Consider the following 18,456-nt stretch of genomic DNA (forward strand, 5'->3'; position numbering starts at 1 on the left):
CGGCCAAAGTAGACCGCATAGCATCCCTGTCAAGCACCCATCCCCATAAGGTGCTGCACAAAAACATGACAGGAGACAAGCCTTGCCATCCACCCGCTGGAGTCACTGCGGCGCCGAAGACCTGAGCGTCTTGCAGACCATCTTCTGGTCCGCTGGCGCGTCGCGCAATGCGCTGGCGCAGCGCCTGGCGTATTCCAAGAGCAAGGCCAACGCCATGGTGGCGGCGTTGCTGGATGAAGGGCTGCTCGACGAGGTGGGCCTGCAAGAATCCTCTGGCGGCCGGCGGGCCGAAACCCTTCGATTAAGCGAAACCCTGGGCGTGGTGATTGGCGCCGACCTGGGCGCCACCAGCATGCAAGTGGCGGTGATGCGGCCCGACATGACGGTGCTGGCGCGGCACCGCGAGCCCATTGATGTGCGCCAGGGGCCGGGCGTGATCCTGGCGCGGGTGCGGGGGCTGATGCGCGAGCTGCTGGCGCGCTGCGGGCTGGCACCCAATCAGGTCATTGCCATTGGCATGGGCGTGCCGGGGCCGGTGGATTTTGAAAGCGGGCAGCTCGTTAACCCGCCGCTGATGCCCGACTGGGACGGCTTTTCGATCCGCGACTACCTGCGCGAGGCGTTTGCCGCGCCGGTGTTTGTGGACAACGACGTGAACCTGATGGCGCTGGGCGAGATGTACCGGCTGCAGCGCAATCTGCCCAACTTCTTGGTCATCAAGGTGGGCACCGGCATTGGCTGCGGGATTGTGTGCCACGGGCAGGTGTACCGGGGCGCCAATGGCTCGGCGGGTGATGTGGGCCACATCTGTGTGGACCAGCACGGCCCGCGCTGCCACTGCGGCAACCAGGGCTGTGTGGAGGCGATGGCCGCAGCGCCCGCCATGGCGCGCATGGCGATGGAGGCCGCGCAGCGCGGCGAAAGCGCGCTGCTGGCTGAGCGGCTGCAAAGCACCGGCACGCTGACGATTGAAGACGTGGCTCAGGCCAGCCGCACGGGCGATGTGGCGGCCAACGCGATCATCCAGCGCGCGGGCAGCCTGGTGGGGCAGATGCTGGCGTCCATCGTCAACTTCTTCAACCCGTCGCATGTGTTCATTGCGGGGCGGGTGACGGACATGGGGCCGCTGTTCCTCGCGTCGGTGCGGCAGAGCGTGTACCACCGGTCGCTGGCGCTGTCGACGCGGCACCTGGAGATTCAATACGCGCCGCTGGCCGACGATGCCGGTGTGGTGGGCGCAGGCGTGCTGGCGATGCAGGAGAGCCTGTCGCGTTCGGGCTCTGTAACGGCTGTGGGCGTTGGTGTGGGGGCAGCGCGATGAGCGTCGCTGTCGAGTTCCGCAACGTCACCAAGGAGTTTGGCCCGGTGCGCGTGCTGCACGGGGTGGGCTTTGCGCTGCAGCCGGGCCGCGTCTATGGCCTGCTGGGCGAGAACGGCGCGGGCAAGTCCACGCTGATGAAAATTTTGGCCGGGTACGAGAGCCCGACCACCGGCGAGGTGGTGGTGGACGGCGCGGTGCGTGCCCCGGGCGGCGGATCGCGCGCGGCCGAGGCGCAGGGCATTGTGCTCATCCACCAGGAGTTCAACCTGGCGGACGACCTGACGATTGCGCAGAACATCTTCTTGGGCCACGAGATCAAGAAGGGCCCCTTCCTCGACGACAAGGCGATGCGCGAGAAAACGCGCGCTGCTTTGGCACAGGTGGGCCTGCCGCTGGACCCCGACACGCGCGTGAAGAAGCTCATCGTGGCTGAAAAGCAGCTGGTGGAGATTGCCCGCGCGCTGGCCCGCAATGCGCGCTTGCTCATCATGGACGAGCCCACCGCCACGCTGACCCCGGGCGAGACGGAGCGCCTGTTCACGCTGATGGCCGGGCTCAAGGCTGCGGGCGTGACCATCATCTACATATCGCACAAGCTTGACGAAGTGGAGCGCACCACGGACGAGGTGGTGGTGATGCGCGACGGCCTGCTGGTGGCGCGCGAGCCCACGGCCAGCGTCACCCGGCGGCAGATGGCCAACCTGATGGTGGGCCGCGAGCTGGCCGATTTGTTCCCGCCCAAGCTGCCTGCGCCTGCGGGTGGAGAGCCCGCCATTCAGGTGCGTGGCCTCTCGGTGCCGGGCTGGGCCGAGGATGTGAGCTTTGACGTGCGGCGCGGCGAGATTCTGGGCTTTGCCGGGCTGGTGGGCGCTGGCCGCACCGAACTGTTCGAGGGCCTGCTGGGCCTGCGCGCGCGCTCGGCCGGTACGGTGGAGCTGGCAGGCAAGCCGGTGAATTTGAAAAGCCCGCGCGATGCGGCCCGCCACGGCCTGACCTACCTAAGCGAAGACCGCAAGGGCAAGGGCCTGCACGTGCACTTCAGCCTGCGGCCCAACCTGACGCTGATGGCGCTGGAGCGCTATGCCAAGCCCTGGCTCGACCCGGCGGCCGAGCAGGCTGCGCTGCGCGATGCGGTGCAGGAGTTCGGCATCCGCACCGGGTCGCTGGAGGTGCGCGCGTCGTCGCTGTCGGGCGGCAACCAGCAGAAGCTGGCGCTGGCCAAGGTGCTGCACCCCGGCCCCAGCGTGGTGGTGCTGGACGAGCCCACGCGCGGCGTGGACGTGGGCGCCAAGCGCGAGATTTATCACCTGGTGCAGCGCCTGGCAGAGCAGGGGCTTGCTGTTGTGGTGATCTCGTCAGAACTGATGGAGCTGATCGGCCTGTGCCACCGCGTGGCGGTGATGCGCGCCGGGCGGCTGCAGACCACGCTGCAAGAGCCCCATTTGACCGAAGAGGAGTTGATTGCACATGCCACAGGTACCCGCTGAAAACGCCACTACTGCAGCGGGCCGCCACGGCGGCGCCACGGCCTGGTGGGGCAAGTTGCACGGGCTGGGCCCGGTCATCGGCTTGGTGCTGCTGTGCATTGCGGGCACGCTGCTCAACAGCAACTTCGCCACCTACGACAACGTGATGAACGTGCTCACGCGCACCGCCTTCATCGGCATCATCGCGGTGGGCATGTGCTTCGTCATCATCTCGGGCGGCATCGACCTGTCGGTGGGGTCGATGGCGGCGCTGATCGCAGGCTCGGTCATCTTGTTCATGAACGCCATGGCACCCGTGCTGGGCTCGCCCATGGCGGCCGTGGTGGTGGGCATGCTGCTGGCGGTTGTGCTGGGCGCAGTGTTCGGGCTGGTGCACGGCTTGCTCATTACCAAGGGACGCATCGAGCCCTTCATCGTCACGCTGGGCACGCTGGGCATCTTCCGCGCGTACCTCACGTATTTTTCGAACGGCGGGGCCATCACGCTGGAGAACGACCTGTCGGACATCTACAGCCCGGTGTACTACGCCAATCTGCTTGGGGTGCCGATTCCGGTGTGGATCTTCCTGCTGGTGGCTGTCATCGGCGGCGTCATCCTGAACCGCACGGCCTATGGCCGCTATGTGCAGGCCATCGGCTCCAACGAACAGGTGGCGCAGTACGCGGCGGTGGATGTACACAAGATCAAGATCCTGACGTACATGCTGCTCGGTGTGTGCGTGGGCATTGCCACGCTGCTGTATGTGCCGCGCCTGGGGTCCGCATCGCCCACCACGGGGCTTCTGTGGGAGCTGGAGGCGATTGCCGCCGTCATCGTGGGCGGCACGGTGTTGAAGGGCGGGGCGGGCAGCATCACCGGCACGGTGGTGGGGGCGATTCTGCTGTCGGTCATCAGCAACATCCTCAACCTCACCAGCATCATCAGCGTGTACCTGAATGCGGCGGTGCAAGGCTTCGTGATCATCGCGGTTGCCTTCATGCAGCGCGGAAAACGGTGATCAATTTTCGGGATTGGTTTTCTCGGTACGTCGTTTGACTTTCGTGTTCCCCAGCCGGCCAGCTTCCATGGCCATATTCCAAAGCAACAGGAGACAACGCATGAACAGCCAACTTTCTTCTTTCACCCGCCGCCTAGCCCTCTCGGCCGTGGGCGCCGCCGCCTTCGCATTGGCCGCCCCTGCCATGGCGCAGGCCAACAAGACGGTGGTGGGCGTGGCCATCCCCTCGGCCACGCACGGCTTCACCGGCGGCATCGTGTACTGGGCCAACCAGGCCAAGAAGGATCTGGAAAAGGCCCACCCCGGCCTGCAGGTCATCGTCAAGACGGCAGGCGGTGCGCCCGAGCAGGCCAACCAGCTGCAGGACTTGGTGACGGTGAACAAGATCAACGCGCTCGTCATCTTCCCGTTTGAATCGGCCGCACTGACCAAGCCCGTGGCCCAGGTCAAGGCCAAGGGCGTGTACGTGACGGTGGTGGACCGGGGCCTGACCGACACCAGCGCGCAGGACGCATATGTGGCGGGTGACAACACGGCGTTTGGCAAGATTCCGGCCGAGTACATCGCCAAGGCGCTGGGCGGCAAGGGCAACGTGGTGGCCATGCGCGGCATTGCGACCACGCTGGACAACGAGCGCATGGACGCGTTCAACAGCGTGCTGAAGAACCACCCCGGCATCAAGCTGCTGGACGCCAAGTACGCCAACTGGAACCGCGATGACGCCTTCAAAGTCATGCAGGACTACCTCACGCGCTTCCCGCAGATCGACGCCGTGTGGGCCGCCGACGACGACATGGCCGTGGGCGTGCTCAAGGCCATCGAGCAGGCCAAGCGCAAGGACATCAAGCTGGTGTTTGGCGGCGCAGGTGCCAAGGGCATGATCAAGACGCTGATGGACGGCAGCAACCCTCTCATCCAGGCCAACGTGTCGTACAGCCCCAAGTTCATCTACGACTCGATCAAGCTCACGGCCGAGGCGCGGATCAAGGGCGAGAAGCTGCCCGCCAATACCATCATTCCGTCGGTGCTGATCACCAAGGAAACGGCGAAGGACTTTTACTTTCCTGATTCGCCGTTTTGATGGCGTCAATGTGAGTCAAGTTGCCTGATCAGGAACATCCCTCAGATGAGGACATCAGCCCGTGCACCCGCAGCGGCGCTGGGGGTTGACTCCCTCTCCCCTCGCGGGAGAGGGTGGGGGAGAGGGGGGGCTGCACCCGCGCCGCGCCCGTTTCGCCCCCCCTCTCTCCCCGGCCCTCTCCCACCAGGGGAGAGGGAGTGAGGGGCGATCTGAGATGTGTGAAAAATCAAGCCAAATTGGCCTCTGCCGCCTATCCATTAAGCGCTAGCAGCTATCAAAAATATAGCTGTAGCCGCTGTGAACCTGCGACCCCACGCCCCTCGGAGCCACCATGCCAAGACCCGTCACCCTCTTCACCGGCCAGTGGGCCGACCTGCCTTTGGCAGAACTTGCGCCCCTGGCCAAAAGCATGGGCTATGACGGCCTGGAGCTGGCGTGCTGGGGCGACCATTTCAACGTGCAGGAGGCGCTGTCTTCGCCCCAGTACGTCAAAAACAAACATGCGCTGCTGGCCCAGCACGGCCTGCAGTGTTTTGCCATCGGCAACCACCTGGTGGGCCAGGCTGTGTGTGACCTGGTCGACGAGCGTCACCAGTCCATCCTGCCGCCCCATGTGTGGGGCGATGGCGAGCCTGAGGGGGTGCGCCAGCGCGCTGCTGCCGAGCTGGCAGACACGGCGCGCGCTGCCGCGAAGTTTGGCGTGAAGACGGTCACGGGCTTCACGGGCTCGTCCGTGTGGCATTCGATCTATGCCTTTCCGCCCACCACGCAGGAATATTGGGACAAGGGCTTTGCTGATTTCGCCAAGCGCTTCGGCCCCATCCTCGATGTGTTCGAGCAGCACGACGTCAACTTTGCGCTGGAGGTGCACCCCACCGAGATCGCGTTCGACATCGCCTCGGCCGAGCGCGCGATTGCCGCAGTGGGTGGCAACAAACGCTTCGGCTTTAACTACGACCCGAGCCACCTGGCCTACCAGGGCGTGGACTATGTGAGGTTCATCCGCCAGTTTGGCAATCGCATCTACAACGCCCATATGAAGGACGTGTGGTGGGGCAAGGGCGACGGCACGGTGGGCGTTTTTGGCGGGCACACCAGCTTTGGCGATGCGCGGCGCAATTGGGACTTTCGCAGCGTGGGGCGCGGGATGATCGATTTCGAATCCATCATCGTCGCGCTCAACGACATCGGCTACCAGGGCCCGCTCTCGGTGGAGTGGGAAGACAGCCGCATGGACCGCGTGCACGGCGCCACGGAGAGCGCTGCGTTCTGCAAGCGGCTGGATTTCAAGCCCGCAGCGGGCGCATTCGACGCCGTGTTTGCGCGCGACAAGCAGGCCTAACCGCACTCCGTCCACAAAACCGAAAACAACAACACACCGCGAGCAAAGGCGTTTCGTATGTCCAGTCCCCAAAAGCTCCGCTACGCCATGGTGGGCGGCGGCCACGGCGCCTTCATCGGCGCGGTGCACCGCAAGGCGATGGCGCTCGACGGCCAGTTCGAGCTGGTGGCGGGCGCGCTGTCATCCTCGCCCGAGCGGGCGCGCGCATCCGGCGCCGAACTGGGTCTGGCGGACGACCGCAACCACGGCAGCTGGCAGGACCTGCTGGCCGACGAACTGCGCCGCCCGGCGCATGAGCGCATCGACCTGGTGAGCATCGTCACCCCCAACCATGTGCACCACCCGGTGGCGTTGGCGTTTGTGCAGGCGGGCTTCCATGTGGTGTGCGACAAGCCGCTGGTGCACACCCGCGCGCAGGCCGACGAGCTGGTGGCCGCCGTGAAGAAAGCCGGCACCGTGTTCGGCGTGACCTACAACTACACCGGCTATCCCATGGTGCGCGAGGCGCGCCACCTGGTGCACAGCGGCGTGCTGGGCCAGCTCCGCAAGATCACTGTCGAATACAACCAGGGCTGGTTGGCCACCGCCGTGGAAGAGGGCGGCGCCAACAAGCAGGCCGACTGGCGGCTGGACCCGGCGCGCAGCGGCAGCGCAGGCACGCTGGGCGACATCGGATCACACGCCGAAAACCTGGCCGCCACCGTCACCGGACAGCACCCCGCCTGGGTGTGCGCCGACCTCACCACCTTTGGCGCCGGGCGCAGGCTGGACGACGACGCCCAGCTGCTGCTGCGCTACGACAGCGGCGCGCGCGGCTTCATCGTGGCATCGCAAGTGGCAGCCGGGCTGGAGAACGACCTGCGCCTGCAGGTGTCCGGCACGCTGGGCACCATCACCTGGCGGCAAGAAGAACCCAACCAGCTCATCCACTCCCCGGTGGACGGCCCGCGCCGCATCCTCACGCGCGGCTCACCGTGGCTCAGCCCGGCGGCGCTGCAGGCCGGGCGCATCCCGGCGGGCCACCCTGAGGCTTTCATCGAAGCCTTTGCCAACGTCTACCTGGGCGTAGCCGCCGACATCCGCGCGCGGCAGACAGGCACGGCGGCCGACCCGCTGCACGCCGACTACCCGCGCGTGGAAGACGGGGCGCGTGGCGTGCACTTTATCGAGCGGGTGTTGGCCTCTGCTGCCGGTGAGCAGAAGTGGACGGCGGTGGGGTGACCTGGCTCCAGGTCGGCTGAGAACCTGAACAGGCTCTGAAATCAGGGGTAGCCGTCCGCCAGCTGAAACCGCTGGTCAAAATTCATCTTGCCCAGCACGCGCAGCGCCGCGTTGCGGGTGGCGTTGTCCACCTTGCTGATGTCCAGGCTGTAGCGCTTGGCGGTGGATACCACATCCACACATTTGTGGCCCCATTGCACCGCGACCAGCAGCGCGGGGCGCTGGCCTGCCTCGGCACCTACCGACACGCCGCGTTGCTCGGGCCGCAGCATGAATTCGAGGTGGGGGGTGCGCACCAGGGTGAGGCGGTCTGCCCCTCGGGGGCCCAGGGCGAACGAGATAACCCAGTCGTCTTCGTCTTCCACCGTCACAAACGGAACATGCTGGGGTGCGGCCATGGTGCTGGGCGTTGGGGTTGTAGGGCGGGGCGGGTGGTCCGCCGTAGTGCACTGCCCGGGGTATGGGCGGGCGCCAGTATGCCGCTGCAAGCGCCGTGCCTGCTGCGGGAGAACCCGAGGTTGGGCTTTTCCAACGCGGTGCGTGGGATGTCAGCCTGGTGCAAGGCAGGCGCAGCGTGTGTTGGGTTGTGCGATGCAGTGTGGTCGGGCGAGGGGGCTGCACGCCGGGTTTGGGGCCAGGGTTTTGAAAAAAATCGGCCTGTGCGCTAGGTCGGTATGTCTTTGTAGCTATTGTTTTGATAGTCTTTTTGGCCGCGCCGGCCTCTCTGTCACGGCGGTCGCCAAGCCCGTGGCCAGTTGGCCCACGGTGCGCAGTGCCGGTTCCAGCCGCCCCTGCGCTGGATGCCCGTAGTTGATGCGTACGCAGTGCGCAAACCGCTGGTCGGCCGAGAAGATCTGCCCGGGCGCGAGGCTAATGCCCTGCTGCAGTGCCAGTCGGTGCAGTTCCAGCGCGTTCACTTCAGGCGGCAGCTCCACCCACAAGAAGTACCCACCCTCAGGCCGCGATACGCGGGTGCCGTGTGGGAAGTGCTGCGCTACGGCCGCCAGGGCCAGCGCCTGCTGCTCGGCCAGGCTGCGGCGCAGCTGGCGCAGGTGCCGGTCGTAGCCGCCCTGGGCCAGGTATTCAGACAGCGCCTGCTGTGACGGCGTGGCAGCCGATAGCGTGGTCATCAGCTTGAGCCGCTGCACCGCCTTGGCCTGGCGGCCCGCCGCCACCCAGCCCACGCGGTAGCCGGGCGCAAGGCTTTTGCTGAACGAGCTGCAGTGCATCACCAGCCCCTCGGTATCAAACGCCTTGGCTGGGGGCGGGCGCTGGGGGCCAAAGTGCAGCTCGCCATACACGTCGTCCTCGATCAGCGGCACGCCGTGGCGCGCCAGCAGGGCGACCAGCTCGCGCTTCTTGTCCTCGGGCATCAGGCTGCCCAGCGGGTTCTGAAAACTGGGCATGAGCCAGCAGGCCTTGATGGGCTGGTGGGGTGTTTGCCGCTCCAGTGCTTGCGCCAACGCCGCCAGGTCGATGCCATCGCGCGGGTGGGTGGCGATTTCCAGCGCCTGCAGGTTCAGCCGCTCCAGGGCCTGCAACGCGGCGTAAAAGGTGGGCGATTCGACCACCACCACGTCGCCGGGCTGGGTGACGGCCTCCAGGCAGAGGTTGAGCGCCTCCATGGCGCCGTTGGTGATGATGATTTCTTCCATATCCACCGCCATGCCGTGCACGCCGTAGCGCAGGGCAATCTGCTGGCGCAGGCGTTCGTCGCCGGGCGGCAGGCTTTGCACGATGGTCCACGGGTCGAGCTTGCGCATGCCGCTGCCCAGGCAGCGCGCCAGGCGCTCCAGCGGAAACAGCTCCAGCCCTGGAAAGGCCGAGCCCAGCGGCACCAGGTCGCGGTCGCGCGCCAGGCCCAGCACCTCGAACACCAGGTCGCTGATGGCCACGCCGGTGGAGGTGGCGGCGGGCTGCGAGGGCTGGGGCTCCGCGGGTCGAACCTCGGCCGTACCTGGTAGCCGGGCGCTGACGTAGTAGCCCGAGCGCGGGCGCGCATGGATCAGGCCCTGGGCCTCCAGCAGGTAATACGCCTCGAACACGGTGGACGGGCTGATGCCCCGTGTGCGGCTGGCCTCGCGCACCGAGGGCACGCGGTCGCCCGGGCGCAGGGCGCCGCTGTGGATGAGCTGGGCGATGGCGTCAGCGTGGCGTTCGTAGCGTTTCATGGGCAGGGCTGGCTTGATGCAAGGCAAACTGATCTGTATTTTTAACCTGAAACTGAATCTGTACTGTTTTTGGGGGCGGGCGTAGAGTGGCGGACTGTGTGGGCGCACGCCTTGCGTGTTTGGCCGCTGTGGGCCACCCAACCGTTTCTTTCCCGGACAAAAAGATCCCCATGACCGATTGCCTGCGCAGCTTGCTGCGCCCCGTTTTCAGCCTGCCTGCGGCCACTGCCCTGTTGGCGCTGGCCTTGAGCGCTGGCGCTGTGGCCCAGACGGTGCCTGCCAGCGCCACCCCTGCAACCTCGGTGGCCACTGCATCCACTGCGGCCACAGTGCCCGTGTCTTCCATGTCTTCGCGCGTGCTGGCCTGCACCGCCTGCCATGGCAAGGAAGGCCGTGCCACGCCCGACGGCTACTTTCCGCGCATTGCGGGCAAGCCGGCGGGCTATCTGGCCAACCAGCTGCTCAACTTTCGGGACGGGCGCCGCAGCTACCCGCAGATGGGCTACCTCATCGAGCACCTGACGGACGATTACCTGCGCGAGATGGCCGAGCACTTTGCCGCGCTCGACTTGCCGTACCCACCGCCGCCTGCACCACAAGCGCCTGCCGCCGCGCTGGAGCAGGGCCGCCAGCTGGTGCAGCAGGGCGACGCAGCGCGCCGCATTCCCGCCTGTGTGGCCTGCCACGGTGCGGCCATGACGGGCGTGGCACCGTCCATCCCCGGCCTGCTGGGCCTGCCGCGTGACTACCTTAACAGCCAGCTGGGCGCCTGGAAGACCGGCCAGCGCCGCGCGCACGTGCCCGACTGCATGGCCGATATTGCCCGCCAGCTCACGCCCGATGACGTGAGCGCAGTCTCGGCCTGGCTGGCAGCCCAGCCCGTGGCGGCGGGTGGCAAGCCAGCCCGCACGCTGCCCGCCGCCATGCCGGCCCGATGCGGCGGTGTGGCTGAGGTTCCCGTCGCTGCTGCAGCGGCACGCTGAGAAGGGATGCACCGATGAAACGCATCCTCTGGACCCTCTCTTCCGTGCTGGCGGCGCTCGGCATTGCCGCCGCCGTGCTGATCACCCTGAACCTGCGTGGCGAAGAGCCGCTGCCCACCGCCGAGACGCTGCAATCCACGCCCGTGCTGGTGCAGCGCGGCGAATACCTGGCCCGCGTCGGCAACTGCATGGCCTGCCACACCACCCAGGGTGGCGCGCCGTTTGCGGGTGGTCGCGGCATCGAGACGCCCTTTGGCGTGGTGCACAGCTCCAACCTCACGCCCGACAGGGTGCAAGGCATTGGCAGCTGGACCTCGGCCGAGTTCTGGCGCGCCATGCACCATGGCCGCAGCAAGGACGGGCGGCTGCTGTACCCGGCCTTCCCGTACCCCAACTACACGCAGGTGACGCGCGAGGATTCGGACGCCATCTTTGCCTATCTGCAAAGCGTGCCCGCTGCGCCCGACGCCAACCGCGCCCATGCGCTGCGTTTTCCGTACAACACGCAGGCGGCATTGGCCGTGTGGCGTGCGCTGTTCTTCGCACCCGGAGCGCCCAGCGCCGAACCCACCCAGACGGCGGAATACAACCGGGGCGCCTATCTGGTCAACGGCCTGGGCCACTGCACCGCCTGCCACACGCCCCGCAATGCACTGGGCGCCACGTCGGACGCCAAGGCCTTCACCGGCGGGTTGATCCCGGTGCAGAACTGGTATGCCCCCGCACTCAATGCGGCGCACGAGGCGGGCGTGAAGGAGTGGCGCACCGACGACGTGGTGGCACTGCTCAAGACCGGCGTGGCCCCGCAGGGCTCGGTGCTGGGCCCCATGGCCGAGGTGGTGTTTCGCAGCACGCAGTACCTGAGCGACGCCGATGCGCGCGCCATGGCCGTGTACCTGCAGGGCCTGCCGCAGCAGGACCGCAAGGCGCCTGCCACCGTGGCCACCCCCCCGGCCAGCGCGATGGCGCGGGGCGGCAAGGTGTACGAGCAGCAGTGCGCGCAGTGCCACGGCGACCGGGGGCAGGGCGAACCCGGCGCGTTTCCGGCACTGGCGGGCAATCGTGCCATCACGCTGGCCGACCCCACCAACCTGGTGCGCGTGGTGCTGCAGGGTGGCTACCTGCCCGCCACCGCAGGCAACCCGCGTCCGCACGGCATGCCGCCGTTTCAGCAGACCTTGTCGGACGAGGAGGTGGCGGCGGTGACCACGTTTGTGCGCAACAGCTGGGGCAACCAGGCGCCAGGTGTGGGTACCATCGAGGTCTATCGCGCGCGCGAGCGCCGCGGCATGTAGCGCCAGGCCCGGGGCCCGCGACCGCCGCCCCGCAGCGCGGCCCTCCAGGAGCCCTTTTGATGTCCAGTCCCGCCGCAGTGCCCGAACCCACCCCCACGAGCCCTGGTGCCGCCACGCCTGGCGGCTGGTGGGCCGTGTGCCTGTGTGCAGCGTGGTGCGGCACCTGCGGTATTTATCGCCCCTTGTTCGACGAATTGACCCGTGTACACCCGGACGTGCGGTTTGAATGGGTGGACATCGAAGACGAATCCGATCTGGTCGGGGACCTGGATGTGGAAACCTTTCCCACCCTGCTGATTGCCGACGGCGAGCGGGCCCTGTTCCTGGGCCCGTTGTTGCCGCAGGCGCCAGTGCTCACGCGGTTGTTGACCAGCTTGCAGGCGGCAGCGCCCGGCAGTGCCGGGGCGGGGGGCGAGGCCCAGAGCGTTTTCGAGCGGGTGCGCGCAGCACGCCGCGCCTAGCGGGCGGTCTTGCGGGCTGGCAGCGGTGGCTACCGCACCATCGTCCACATCTTGAACGCTCTTTTTTTGATAGCTGGCAGCGCATGATCCGCTAGCGCTACAGCCACTTTTTGCTCTAAATCTGTGTCCACACCCCCTCCACCGTGGTTCCCGCTCAACTCGCTGCAGGCCCAGTGCGACAAGGGCACCTGGGAGCGGGGCATGGAGCTGTACCTCCAGGCAGATGTGGTGCGCGTGGGGCTCCAGCAACAGGCCGAGGGCCGCTGGGCCTTGGCGGGTGAAGTGCAGGGCAGCTCGCCCGACCCGTACGAAGTGTCTGTGCAACTGGTGCTTGCGCCCAATGGCCAGGTCAAGCAATGGTCGGGCGATTGCAGTTGCCCCGTGGGGGCAGATTGCAAGCACGCCGTGGCCCTGACCCTGGAGGCCGCGCACCGCGACCCGGCGCAGGGCCCGTCGTCCACGCGGGCCGCCGATGCGCTCAAGACCATGCAGGAGCGCAAAGAGGCCCTGGCGCGCGCCGAGGCCGAGGCGCGGCTGGTGCACTGGCTGCAGGAGTGGGACCGCGCTCTGGGCGGTGCGGTGCCGCAGGAGCCAGTCGCACGGCCGGGGCGGCCCGAGTGTTATCTCTATCTTGTCTCTACCGTAGGGCGGGCGCGCACCAGCGTGCCGCAGTTGCAGCTGGAAGCCGTGGTGTCGTACCCCAAGCTCACGGGGGGCTGGGCCAAGCCGCAACAGATCCGCACCCAGCCCGCGCCCGGCCAGGCGGTGTACGACCGCGCCAGCGATGCCGACCGCCAGGTGCTGCAGCTGCTGCGTGCCATGCCCCGCAGCGTGGGGTACTACTCGGCCTACAGCGTCGCGCCCATTGGGGTGCTGGAGGGGGCGGTGGGCTTGCTGGCGCTGGAGCAGGCTGCGGCCACGGGTCGTCTGTTCGTCGATGCGGGTGGGTCCACCGTGGGTGAGTCTTTGCGATGGGGCGACCCGCTGCCCATCGCGTGGGCATGGCAGGCGTCCACGCCCGCGCAAGGTGGCGAGGCTGTCTGGGGCCTGCGGGCCAGTCTGCCAGGCGACACCGCCGTCCTGTGCGACAACCATCCGCCCTTGTACCTGGACGCCGTCCAGGGCGTCTGCGGCCCGGTGCACGCCGAGGGCCTGAGCCCGGCCCAGGTGGCCATGCTGCTCAAGGCCCCCGCGCTCGGTGCTGCGGCGCTGCAAAAACACCATGCCGAGGTGGTGCGCCGCATTGGCGGGGTGTTGCCGTTGCCGCCGGCGCTGGGACCGCTCACGCAGGTGCGGGGGGTGAAGCCCGTGGCGCGCCTGCATCTGGCTCCGTCATCTCCGAACCAGGTGGCTGAAATGGGGCTGATCACCGCGCACTTGCGTTTTGACTACCAGGGCCATGTGGGCTGGTGGGCAGGGCAGGAGCTGGCGGTACTGGTGTCCGGTGCCGACGGCGGCCAGGTGCTGCTGCAGCGCGATGCGGTGGCGGAGCGCCATGCCGTCGAGCGTCTGGAAGGTCTGGGTCTCCTGGCCACCGACGACGGCCTGTTCGGCATCCCTGGCGAGCGTGCGCAGGATGACTGGATGCATTGGGCAGACAACGGCTTTGCAGGGCTGCGCGACGCGGGTTTTGATGTCACGCTGGACGCGGCGCTGCATGGCTGGGTGCAACACGCCGACCGACTGGATGTGGTGCTGCAGCCTGAGGGGGATGACGCGACCACATCGCCCTGGTTTGCGCTGTCGCTGGGCATGGAGATCAATGGTGTGCGCCACAACATCCTGCCCTGGCTGCCCGATCTGATTGCCGCTGCGGCGGCCCAGCCGCTGGACCCAGCGACGGGTTTGCCCCAGCTGCCGGGACATGTCTACATGCCCTCGTTGACCGGTGCCGGGTTTGTGCGCCTGCCGACAGATACCCTGCGGCCCTGGATGGCAGCGCTGCTCGATCTCGCGGGCGACCGCGCGCGTGACTTCAACGCCGACCGCCTGAAGCTCTCGCGCCTGGACGCCCTGCGCACCAGTGCTGCGCTGGGCGAGGGCGCGGTGTGGCAGGGCGCCGGTGCCTTGCGCGACATGTTGGCCCAGCTGCGGGGCGCCACTGCCTTGCCCGAGGTGCCGCTGCCCGCCAGCGTGTGTGCCACGCTGCGCCCGTACCAGCAGCAAGGCCTGAACTGGCTGCAGTTTTTGCGGGCCCACGGCCTGGCCGGTGTGCTGGCCGACGACATGGGCCTGGGCAAGACCCTGCAGACCCTGGCGCACATCCAGGTCGAAAAACACGCTGGGCGGCTGACGTGCCCTGCGCTGGTCATTGCGCCCGTGAGCCTGATGGGCAACTGGCAGCGCGAGGCTGCTCGCTTTTGCCCGGGCCTGCGGTGCCTGGTGCTGCATGGCGCGGATCGCCATGAAGTAGCCGATGAAGTCACCGAGCATGACCTGGTCATCGCGCCGTATTCGCTGCTGCAACGCGACCGAGACCGCTGGCTTGCGCACCAGTGGCACCTGGTGGTGCTGGACGAGGCCCAGAACATCAAGAACGCCAGCAGCCAGGCCGCACAGGTGGTCAGCGAACTGCAGGCGCGCCACCGGCTGTGCTTGTCGGGTACGCCCATGGAAAACCACCTGGGCGAGGTCTGGAGCCTGTTCCACTTCTTGATGCCGGGCTTTCTGGGCAGCCAAACGCGCTTCAAGGAGGTGTTTCGTACGCCCATCGAAAAGCAAGGCGACAGCGCGCGTATGGCCCAGTTGCGCGCGCGCATCACCCCCTTCATGCTGCGGCGGACCAAGGCGCTGGTGGCAGGGGAGCTGCCGCCCAAGGTCGAATCGGTCATGCCTGTGGAGCTGACCGGTGCGCAGGCGGACCTGTACGAAACCATCCGCCTGGGCATGGAGAAGACCGTGCGCGAAGCGCTGCAGTCCAAGGGGCTGGCGCCATCGCAGATCACCATCCTGGATGCGCTGCTCAAGCTGCGGCAGGTGTGCTGCCACCCGCAGCTGGTGCCGCTGGACGCAGCCAAGGCCGTGGAGACATCGGCCAAGCTGGACCATTTGATGACGCTGCTGCCCGAAATGTTGGCCGAGGGGCGGCGCATTTTGCTGTTCTCGCAGTTCACCAGCATGCTCAGGCTGATTGAGACCGAGCTGAAAAAGCGCGACCTGCCCTGGGTCAAGCTCACGGGGCAGAGCCAAAGGCGCGACGCGATCATTGAGCAGTTCACCAGCGGGCAGGTGCCTTTGTTTCTCATCAGCCTCAAGGCGGGCGGGGTGGGGCTGAACCTGCCGCAGGCCGACACGGTGATCCATTTCGACCCCTGGTGGAACCCGGCGGTGGAAAACCAGGCCACCGACCGCGCGCACCGCATGGGTCAGACGCAAAGCGTGTGGGTGATCAAGCTGGTGGCGCAGGGGACGATCGAGGAGCGCATCCTGGCCCTGCAGGAGCGCAAGGCGCAGCTGGCGGGCAGCCTGTACAGCGGAGCTGCTGCCCGCAAGGAGCCGCTCTTCACCGAAAGCGATCTGGCAGAACTGCTGCAGCCGCTATCACTGTCATAGCTGCTGGTGCAGGTTGGAGAAGCGCGTGGTGCCATTGAGGCAGGGCACCGCCCGGAGGGCCGCATGGACACTGGCTTGGGCGTCCTGCCTGAGCGTGTTGACAACAGTTTTCCCTGTCTGCGCCTTTGCAAATCAACACTTTGCACGCTACAATACGGATCTCACGACCAAACGGGCGGGTACCAACCGCCCGTTTTTTTTGGTCGAACGCTTTTGGAGCTCGAAGCTGTCGGGGAAGAGTCTCCGGGGGTTATCGGGTTTTTTGTTTTGGATTTGCGCAAATGAGGGGGCACAAACAGTGCTCCCGGTGGGCAGGCTGGTGGCCTGGTCCTGATTGGCGCAAGTTGTGTGGTTTATCCGGGATTGAACTGAGCACGTGGCATTGCAGCAAGTCGTTGAACAAATTGTGACGGGACTGGGATATGACCTGGTGGAGATCGAGCGCTCTGCCGGCGGCCTGTTGCGCGTCACCATCGACTTGCCTTGGGTGCAGCCGGCCGCTGACGCACCCCAGCCCGTGATCGAGCAGTTCGTGACGGTCGAGGACTGCGAGAAGGTCACCCGCCAGCTGCAGTTTGCGCTGGAGGTCGATGGCGTCGAGTACAAGCGCCTCGAAGTGTCATCCCCTGGTATCGACCGGCCCTTGCGCCACGAGCAAGACTTCGTGCGCTTTGAAGGCTCTGTCATCGACATCACCCTGAAGGCGCCCATCGGCGCCGCAGCAGCGGGAGGCCAGGTCAACGCCACCCGCAAGAAATTTCGCGGCACGCTGGAGCGGGCCGAGGCCGGAGGCTGGCAGATCGTCTGGAGCGACGAGCCGCCGGTCAAGCCAGGACAAAGAGTCAGCAAGAAACGCGTGCCCGCCCCGTTGCAGGCGATGGGCTTCACCTTGGACGAATGCCGGGATGTGCGCCTTGCGCCCATCGTGGACTTCAAGGGGCGCGCAGGCAAGGCCGGGGCTGCACCTGCCTGATTTGCTGCTGAAAATTGTGGGGTGGGTGGCTGCAGTGCGTTGCCTTGCCCTCGGGTGATTGAAAACAGGAGAGTCGTCGCATGAATCGCGAATTGTTGATGTTGGTTGAGGCCATTTCGCGCGAAAAGAACGTGGAGCGTGATGTGGTCTTGGGCGCCGTGGAGTCGGCCCTGGCCCAGGCTACCAAGAAGCTGTACCAGGGCGAGGTGGACATTCGCGTGTCCGTGGATCGCGACAGCGGCAACTACGAGACTTTCCGTCGCTGGCTGGTGGTGCCCGACGATGCGGGCCTGCAAAACCCCGAAGCCGAAGAGCTGCTGATGGATGCGAAGGATCGCATCCCAGACATCGAAGTCGGCGAGTACATCGAAGAGGGTGTCGAGTCGGTGCCCATCGGTCGCATCGGCGCCATGGCTGCCAAGCAGGTCATCCTGCAGAAGATCCGCGACGCTGAGCGCGAAATGTTGCTCAACGACTTCATGTCGCGCGGCGAGAAGATCTTCACCGGCACCGTCAAGCGCATGGACAAGGGCGACATCATTGTCGAGTCCGGCCGCGTGGAAGGCCGTCTGCGCCGCAGCGAAATGATCCCCAAGGAAAACCTGCGCAGCGGCGACCGCGTGCGGGCCATGATCATGGAAGTGGACCTGACGCTGCGCGGCGCTCCCATCATCCTGTCGCGTTCGGCGCCTGAGTTCATGATCGAACTCTTCCGCCAGGAAGTGCCCGAGATCGAGCAAGGCCTGCTGGAGATTAAATCCTGCGCCCGTGACCCCGGCTCGCGTGCCAAGATCGCCGTGCTGTCCCATGACAAGCGCGTGGACCCCATCGGCACCTGCGTCGGCGTGCGTGGCACCCGTGTGAACGCGGTGACCAACGAGCTTGCTGGCGAGCGCGTGGACATCGTGCTGTGGTCCGAAGACCCCGCACAGTTCGTGATTGGCGCACTGGCTCCGGCCAACGTGTCCTCCATCGTGGTCGATGAAGAAAAGCACGCCATGGATGTGGTCGTGGACGAGGAAAACCTCGCCATCGCCATCGGCCGTGGTGGTCAGAACGTGCGCCTGGCGTCCGACCTGACCGGCTGGAAGATCAACATCATGGACGCCGCTGAAAGCGCGCAAAAGCAGGCCAACGAGACCGATACGGCCCGCAAGCTGTTCATGGAAAAGCTCGATGTGGACGAGGAAATCGCCGACATCCTGATCTCCGAAGGCTTCAACAGCCTCGAAGAAGTGGCCTACGTTCCCCTGCAGGAAATGCTGGAGATCGAAAGCTTCGATGAAGACACCGTCAACGAGCTGCGGGCCCGTGCCAAGGACGCGCTGCTCACCATGGAAATTGCCCGTGAGGAAAGCGTGGAAGAGGTCTCCCAGGACCTGCGCGACCTCGAAGGCCTCACCCCTGAGCTGATTGCCAAATTGGCCGAAGGCGGTGTGCACACACGTGACGACCTGGCCGATCTGGCCATTGATGAACTGACCGACCTGACCGGACAGTCTGAAGAGGAAGCCAAAGCCTTGATCATGAAGGCGCGCGAACACTGGTTCGCGGGGCAAGAGTAAAGGTCAG

The 18,456-nt window shown here is 66.4% G+C and carries 14 protein-coding genes; 12 read left to right on the forward strand and 2 right to left on the reverse strand.

Annotated features, from left to right (window positions below; all coding sequences use genetic code 11):
• The first annotated feature begins 82 nt into the window (after positions 1–82).
• The 6 genes from ATF69_RS18330 to ATF69_RS18355 all read left to right on the forward strand — a co-directional run bounded on the left by ATF69_RS18330 (position 83) and on the right by ATF69_RS18355 (position 7,449).
• On the forward strand, positions 83–1,321 hold the full coding sequence (locus ATF69_RS18330) for an ROK family transcriptional regulator (protein ID WP_425291792.1): 1,239 nt from the start codon (positions 83–85) through the stop codon (positions 1,319–1,321).
• A complete protein-coding gene (locus ATF69_RS18335; protein WP_146871878.1) occupies positions 1,318–2,808 on the forward strand; it encodes a sugar ABC transporter ATP-binding protein in 1,491 nt (496 codons plus the stop codon). The genes ATF69_RS18330 and ATF69_RS18335 overlap by 4 nt, the downstream gene beginning before the upstream one ends.
• The gene (locus tag ATF69_RS18340; RefSeq protein WP_010461100.1) at positions 2,789–3,805 is read left to right on the forward strand and encodes an ABC transporter permease; all 1,017 of its coding nucleotides are present in this window, start codon (positions 2,789–2,791) and stop codon (positions 3,803–3,805) included. The genes ATF69_RS18335 and ATF69_RS18340 overlap by 20 nt, the downstream gene beginning before the upstream one ends.
• Before the next feature lie 100 nt (positions 3,806–3,905).
• A complete protein-coding gene (locus ATF69_RS18345; protein ID WP_121419798.1) occupies positions 3,906–4,886 on the forward strand; it encodes a substrate-binding domain-containing protein in 981 nt (326 codons plus the stop codon).
• A gap of 331 nt (positions 4,887–5,217) precedes the next feature.
• A complete protein-coding gene (locus ATF69_RS18350) occupies positions 5,218–6,228 on the forward strand; it encodes a sugar phosphate isomerase/epimerase family protein (protein WP_146871879.1) in 1,011 nt (336 codons plus the stop codon).
• A gap of 57 nt (positions 6,229–6,285) precedes the next feature.
• A complete protein-coding gene (locus ATF69_RS18355) occupies positions 6,286–7,449 on the forward strand; it encodes a Gfo/Idh/MocA family protein (RefSeq protein WP_146871880.1) in 1,164 nt (387 codons plus the stop codon).
• A gap of 41 nt (positions 7,450–7,490) precedes the next feature.
• On the opposite strand, the gene ATF69_RS18360 is transcribed toward ATF69_RS18355, so the two are convergent.
• Together ATF69_RS18360 and ATF69_RS18365 are read right to left on the reverse strand one after the other, a co-directional pair.
• On the reverse strand, positions 7,491–7,847 hold the full coding sequence (locus ATF69_RS18360) for a hypothetical protein (protein ID WP_056746509.1): 357 nt from the start codon (positions 7,845–7,847) through the stop codon (positions 7,491–7,493).
• Positions 7,848–8,135: 288 nt separating this feature from the next.
• The gene (locus tag ATF69_RS18365; protein WP_146871881.1) at positions 8,136–9,620 is read right to left on the reverse strand and encodes an aminotransferase-like domain-containing protein; all 1,485 of its coding nucleotides are present in this window, start codon (positions 9,618–9,620) and stop codon (positions 8,136–8,138) included.
• A gap of 170 nt (positions 9,621–9,790) precedes the next feature.
• Between ATF69_RS18365 and ATF69_RS18370 the strand changes: the two genes are divergently transcribed.
• The 6 genes from ATF69_RS18370 (at position 9,791) to nusA (ending at position 18,449) form a co-directional block, all read left to right on the forward strand.
• Entirely contained in the window at positions 9,791–10,603 is an 813-nt protein-coding gene (locus ATF69_RS18370; RefSeq protein ID WP_146871882.1) for a c-type cytochrome, read from the forward strand.
• 14 nt (positions 10,604–10,617) lie between these two features.
• On the forward strand, positions 10,618–11,898 hold the full coding sequence (locus tag ATF69_RS18375; protein ID WP_146871883.1) for a c-type cytochrome: 1,281 nt from the start codon (positions 10,618–10,620) through the stop codon (positions 11,896–11,898).
• A 59-nt stretch (positions 11,899–11,957) separates the two neighbouring features.
• Entirely contained in the window at positions 11,958–12,359 is a 402-nt protein-coding gene (locus ATF69_RS18380; RefSeq protein ID WP_146871884.1) for a thioredoxin family protein, read from the forward strand.
• 201 nt (positions 12,360–12,560) lie between these two features.
• The gene (locus ATF69_RS18385; RefSeq protein ID WP_146871990.1) at positions 12,561–15,911 is read left to right on the forward strand and encodes a DEAD/DEAH box helicase; all 3,351 of its coding nucleotides are present in this window, start codon (positions 12,561–12,563) and stop codon (positions 15,909–15,911) included.
• A 376-nt stretch (positions 15,912–16,287) separates the two neighbouring features.
• Entirely contained in the window at positions 16,288–16,884 is a 597-nt protein-coding gene (gene rimP / locus ATF69_RS18390; protein WP_056063893.1) for a ribosome maturation factor RimP, read from the forward strand.
• 80 nt (positions 16,885–16,964) lie between these two features.
• Positions 16,965–18,449, forward strand: coding sequence for a transcription termination factor NusA (nusA, locus tag ATF69_RS18395; protein WP_056063891.1), 1,485 nt, complete (start codon positions 16,965–16,967; stop codon positions 18,447–18,449).
• Positions 18,450–18,456 lie beyond the last annotated feature (7 nt).

It is taken from the genome of Acidovorax delafieldii (genome assembly GCF_007993815.1).
Classification (GTDB): Bacteria; Pseudomonadota; Gammaproteobacteria; order Burkholderiales; family Burkholderiaceae_C; genus Acidovorax; species Acidovorax delafieldii.

Bases quoted from the DNA above. Each gene is read 5' to 3' on its own strand.
- ATF69_RS18335 (WP_146871878.1), top strand. From the start codon at position 1,318: ATGAGCGTCGCTGTCGAGTTCCGCAACGTCACCAAGGAGTTTGGCCCG.
- ATF69_RS18360 (WP_056746509.1), bottom strand. From the start codon at position 7,847: ATGGCCGCACCCCAGCATGTTCCGTTTGTGACGGTGGAAGACGAAGAC.
- nusA (WP_056063891.1), top strand. From the start codon at position 16,965: ATGAATCGCGAATTGTTGATGTTGGTTGAGGCCATTTCGCGCGAAAAG.
- ATF69_RS18365 (WP_146871881.1), bottom strand. From the start codon at position 9,620: ATGAAACGCTACGAACGCCACGCTGACGCCATCGCCCAGCTCATCCAC.
- ATF69_RS18375 (WP_146871883.1), top strand. From the start codon at position 10,618: ATGAAACGCATCCTCTGGACCCTCTCTTCCGTGCTGGCGGCGCTCGGC.
- ATF69_RS18350 (WP_146871879.1), top strand. From the start codon at position 5,218: ATGCCAAGACCCGTCACCCTCTTCACCGGCCAGTGGGCCGACCTGCCT.
- ATF69_RS18385 (WP_146871990.1), top strand. From the start codon at position 12,561: ATGGAGCTGTACCTCCAGGCAGATGTGGTGCGCGTGGGGCTCCAGCAA.
- ATF69_RS18355 (WP_146871880.1), top strand. From the start codon at position 6,286: ATGTCCAGTCCCCAAAAGCTCCGCTACGCCATGGTGGGCGGCGGCCAC.
- ATF69_RS18345 (WP_121419798.1), top strand. From the start codon at position 3,906: ATGAACAGCCAACTTTCTTCTTTCACCCGCCGCCTAGCCCTCTCGGCC.
- ATF69_RS18380 (WP_146871884.1), top strand. From the start codon at position 11,958: ATGTCCAGTCCCGCCGCAGTGCCCGAACCCACCCCCACGAGCCCTGGT.
- ATF69_RS18340 (WP_010461100.1), top strand. From the start codon at position 2,789: ATGCCACAGGTACCCGCTGAAAACGCCACTACTGCAGCGGGCCGCCAC.
- ATF69_RS18370 (WP_146871882.1), top strand. From the start codon at position 9,791: ATGACCGATTGCCTGCGCAGCTTGCTGCGCCCCGTTTTCAGCCTGCCT.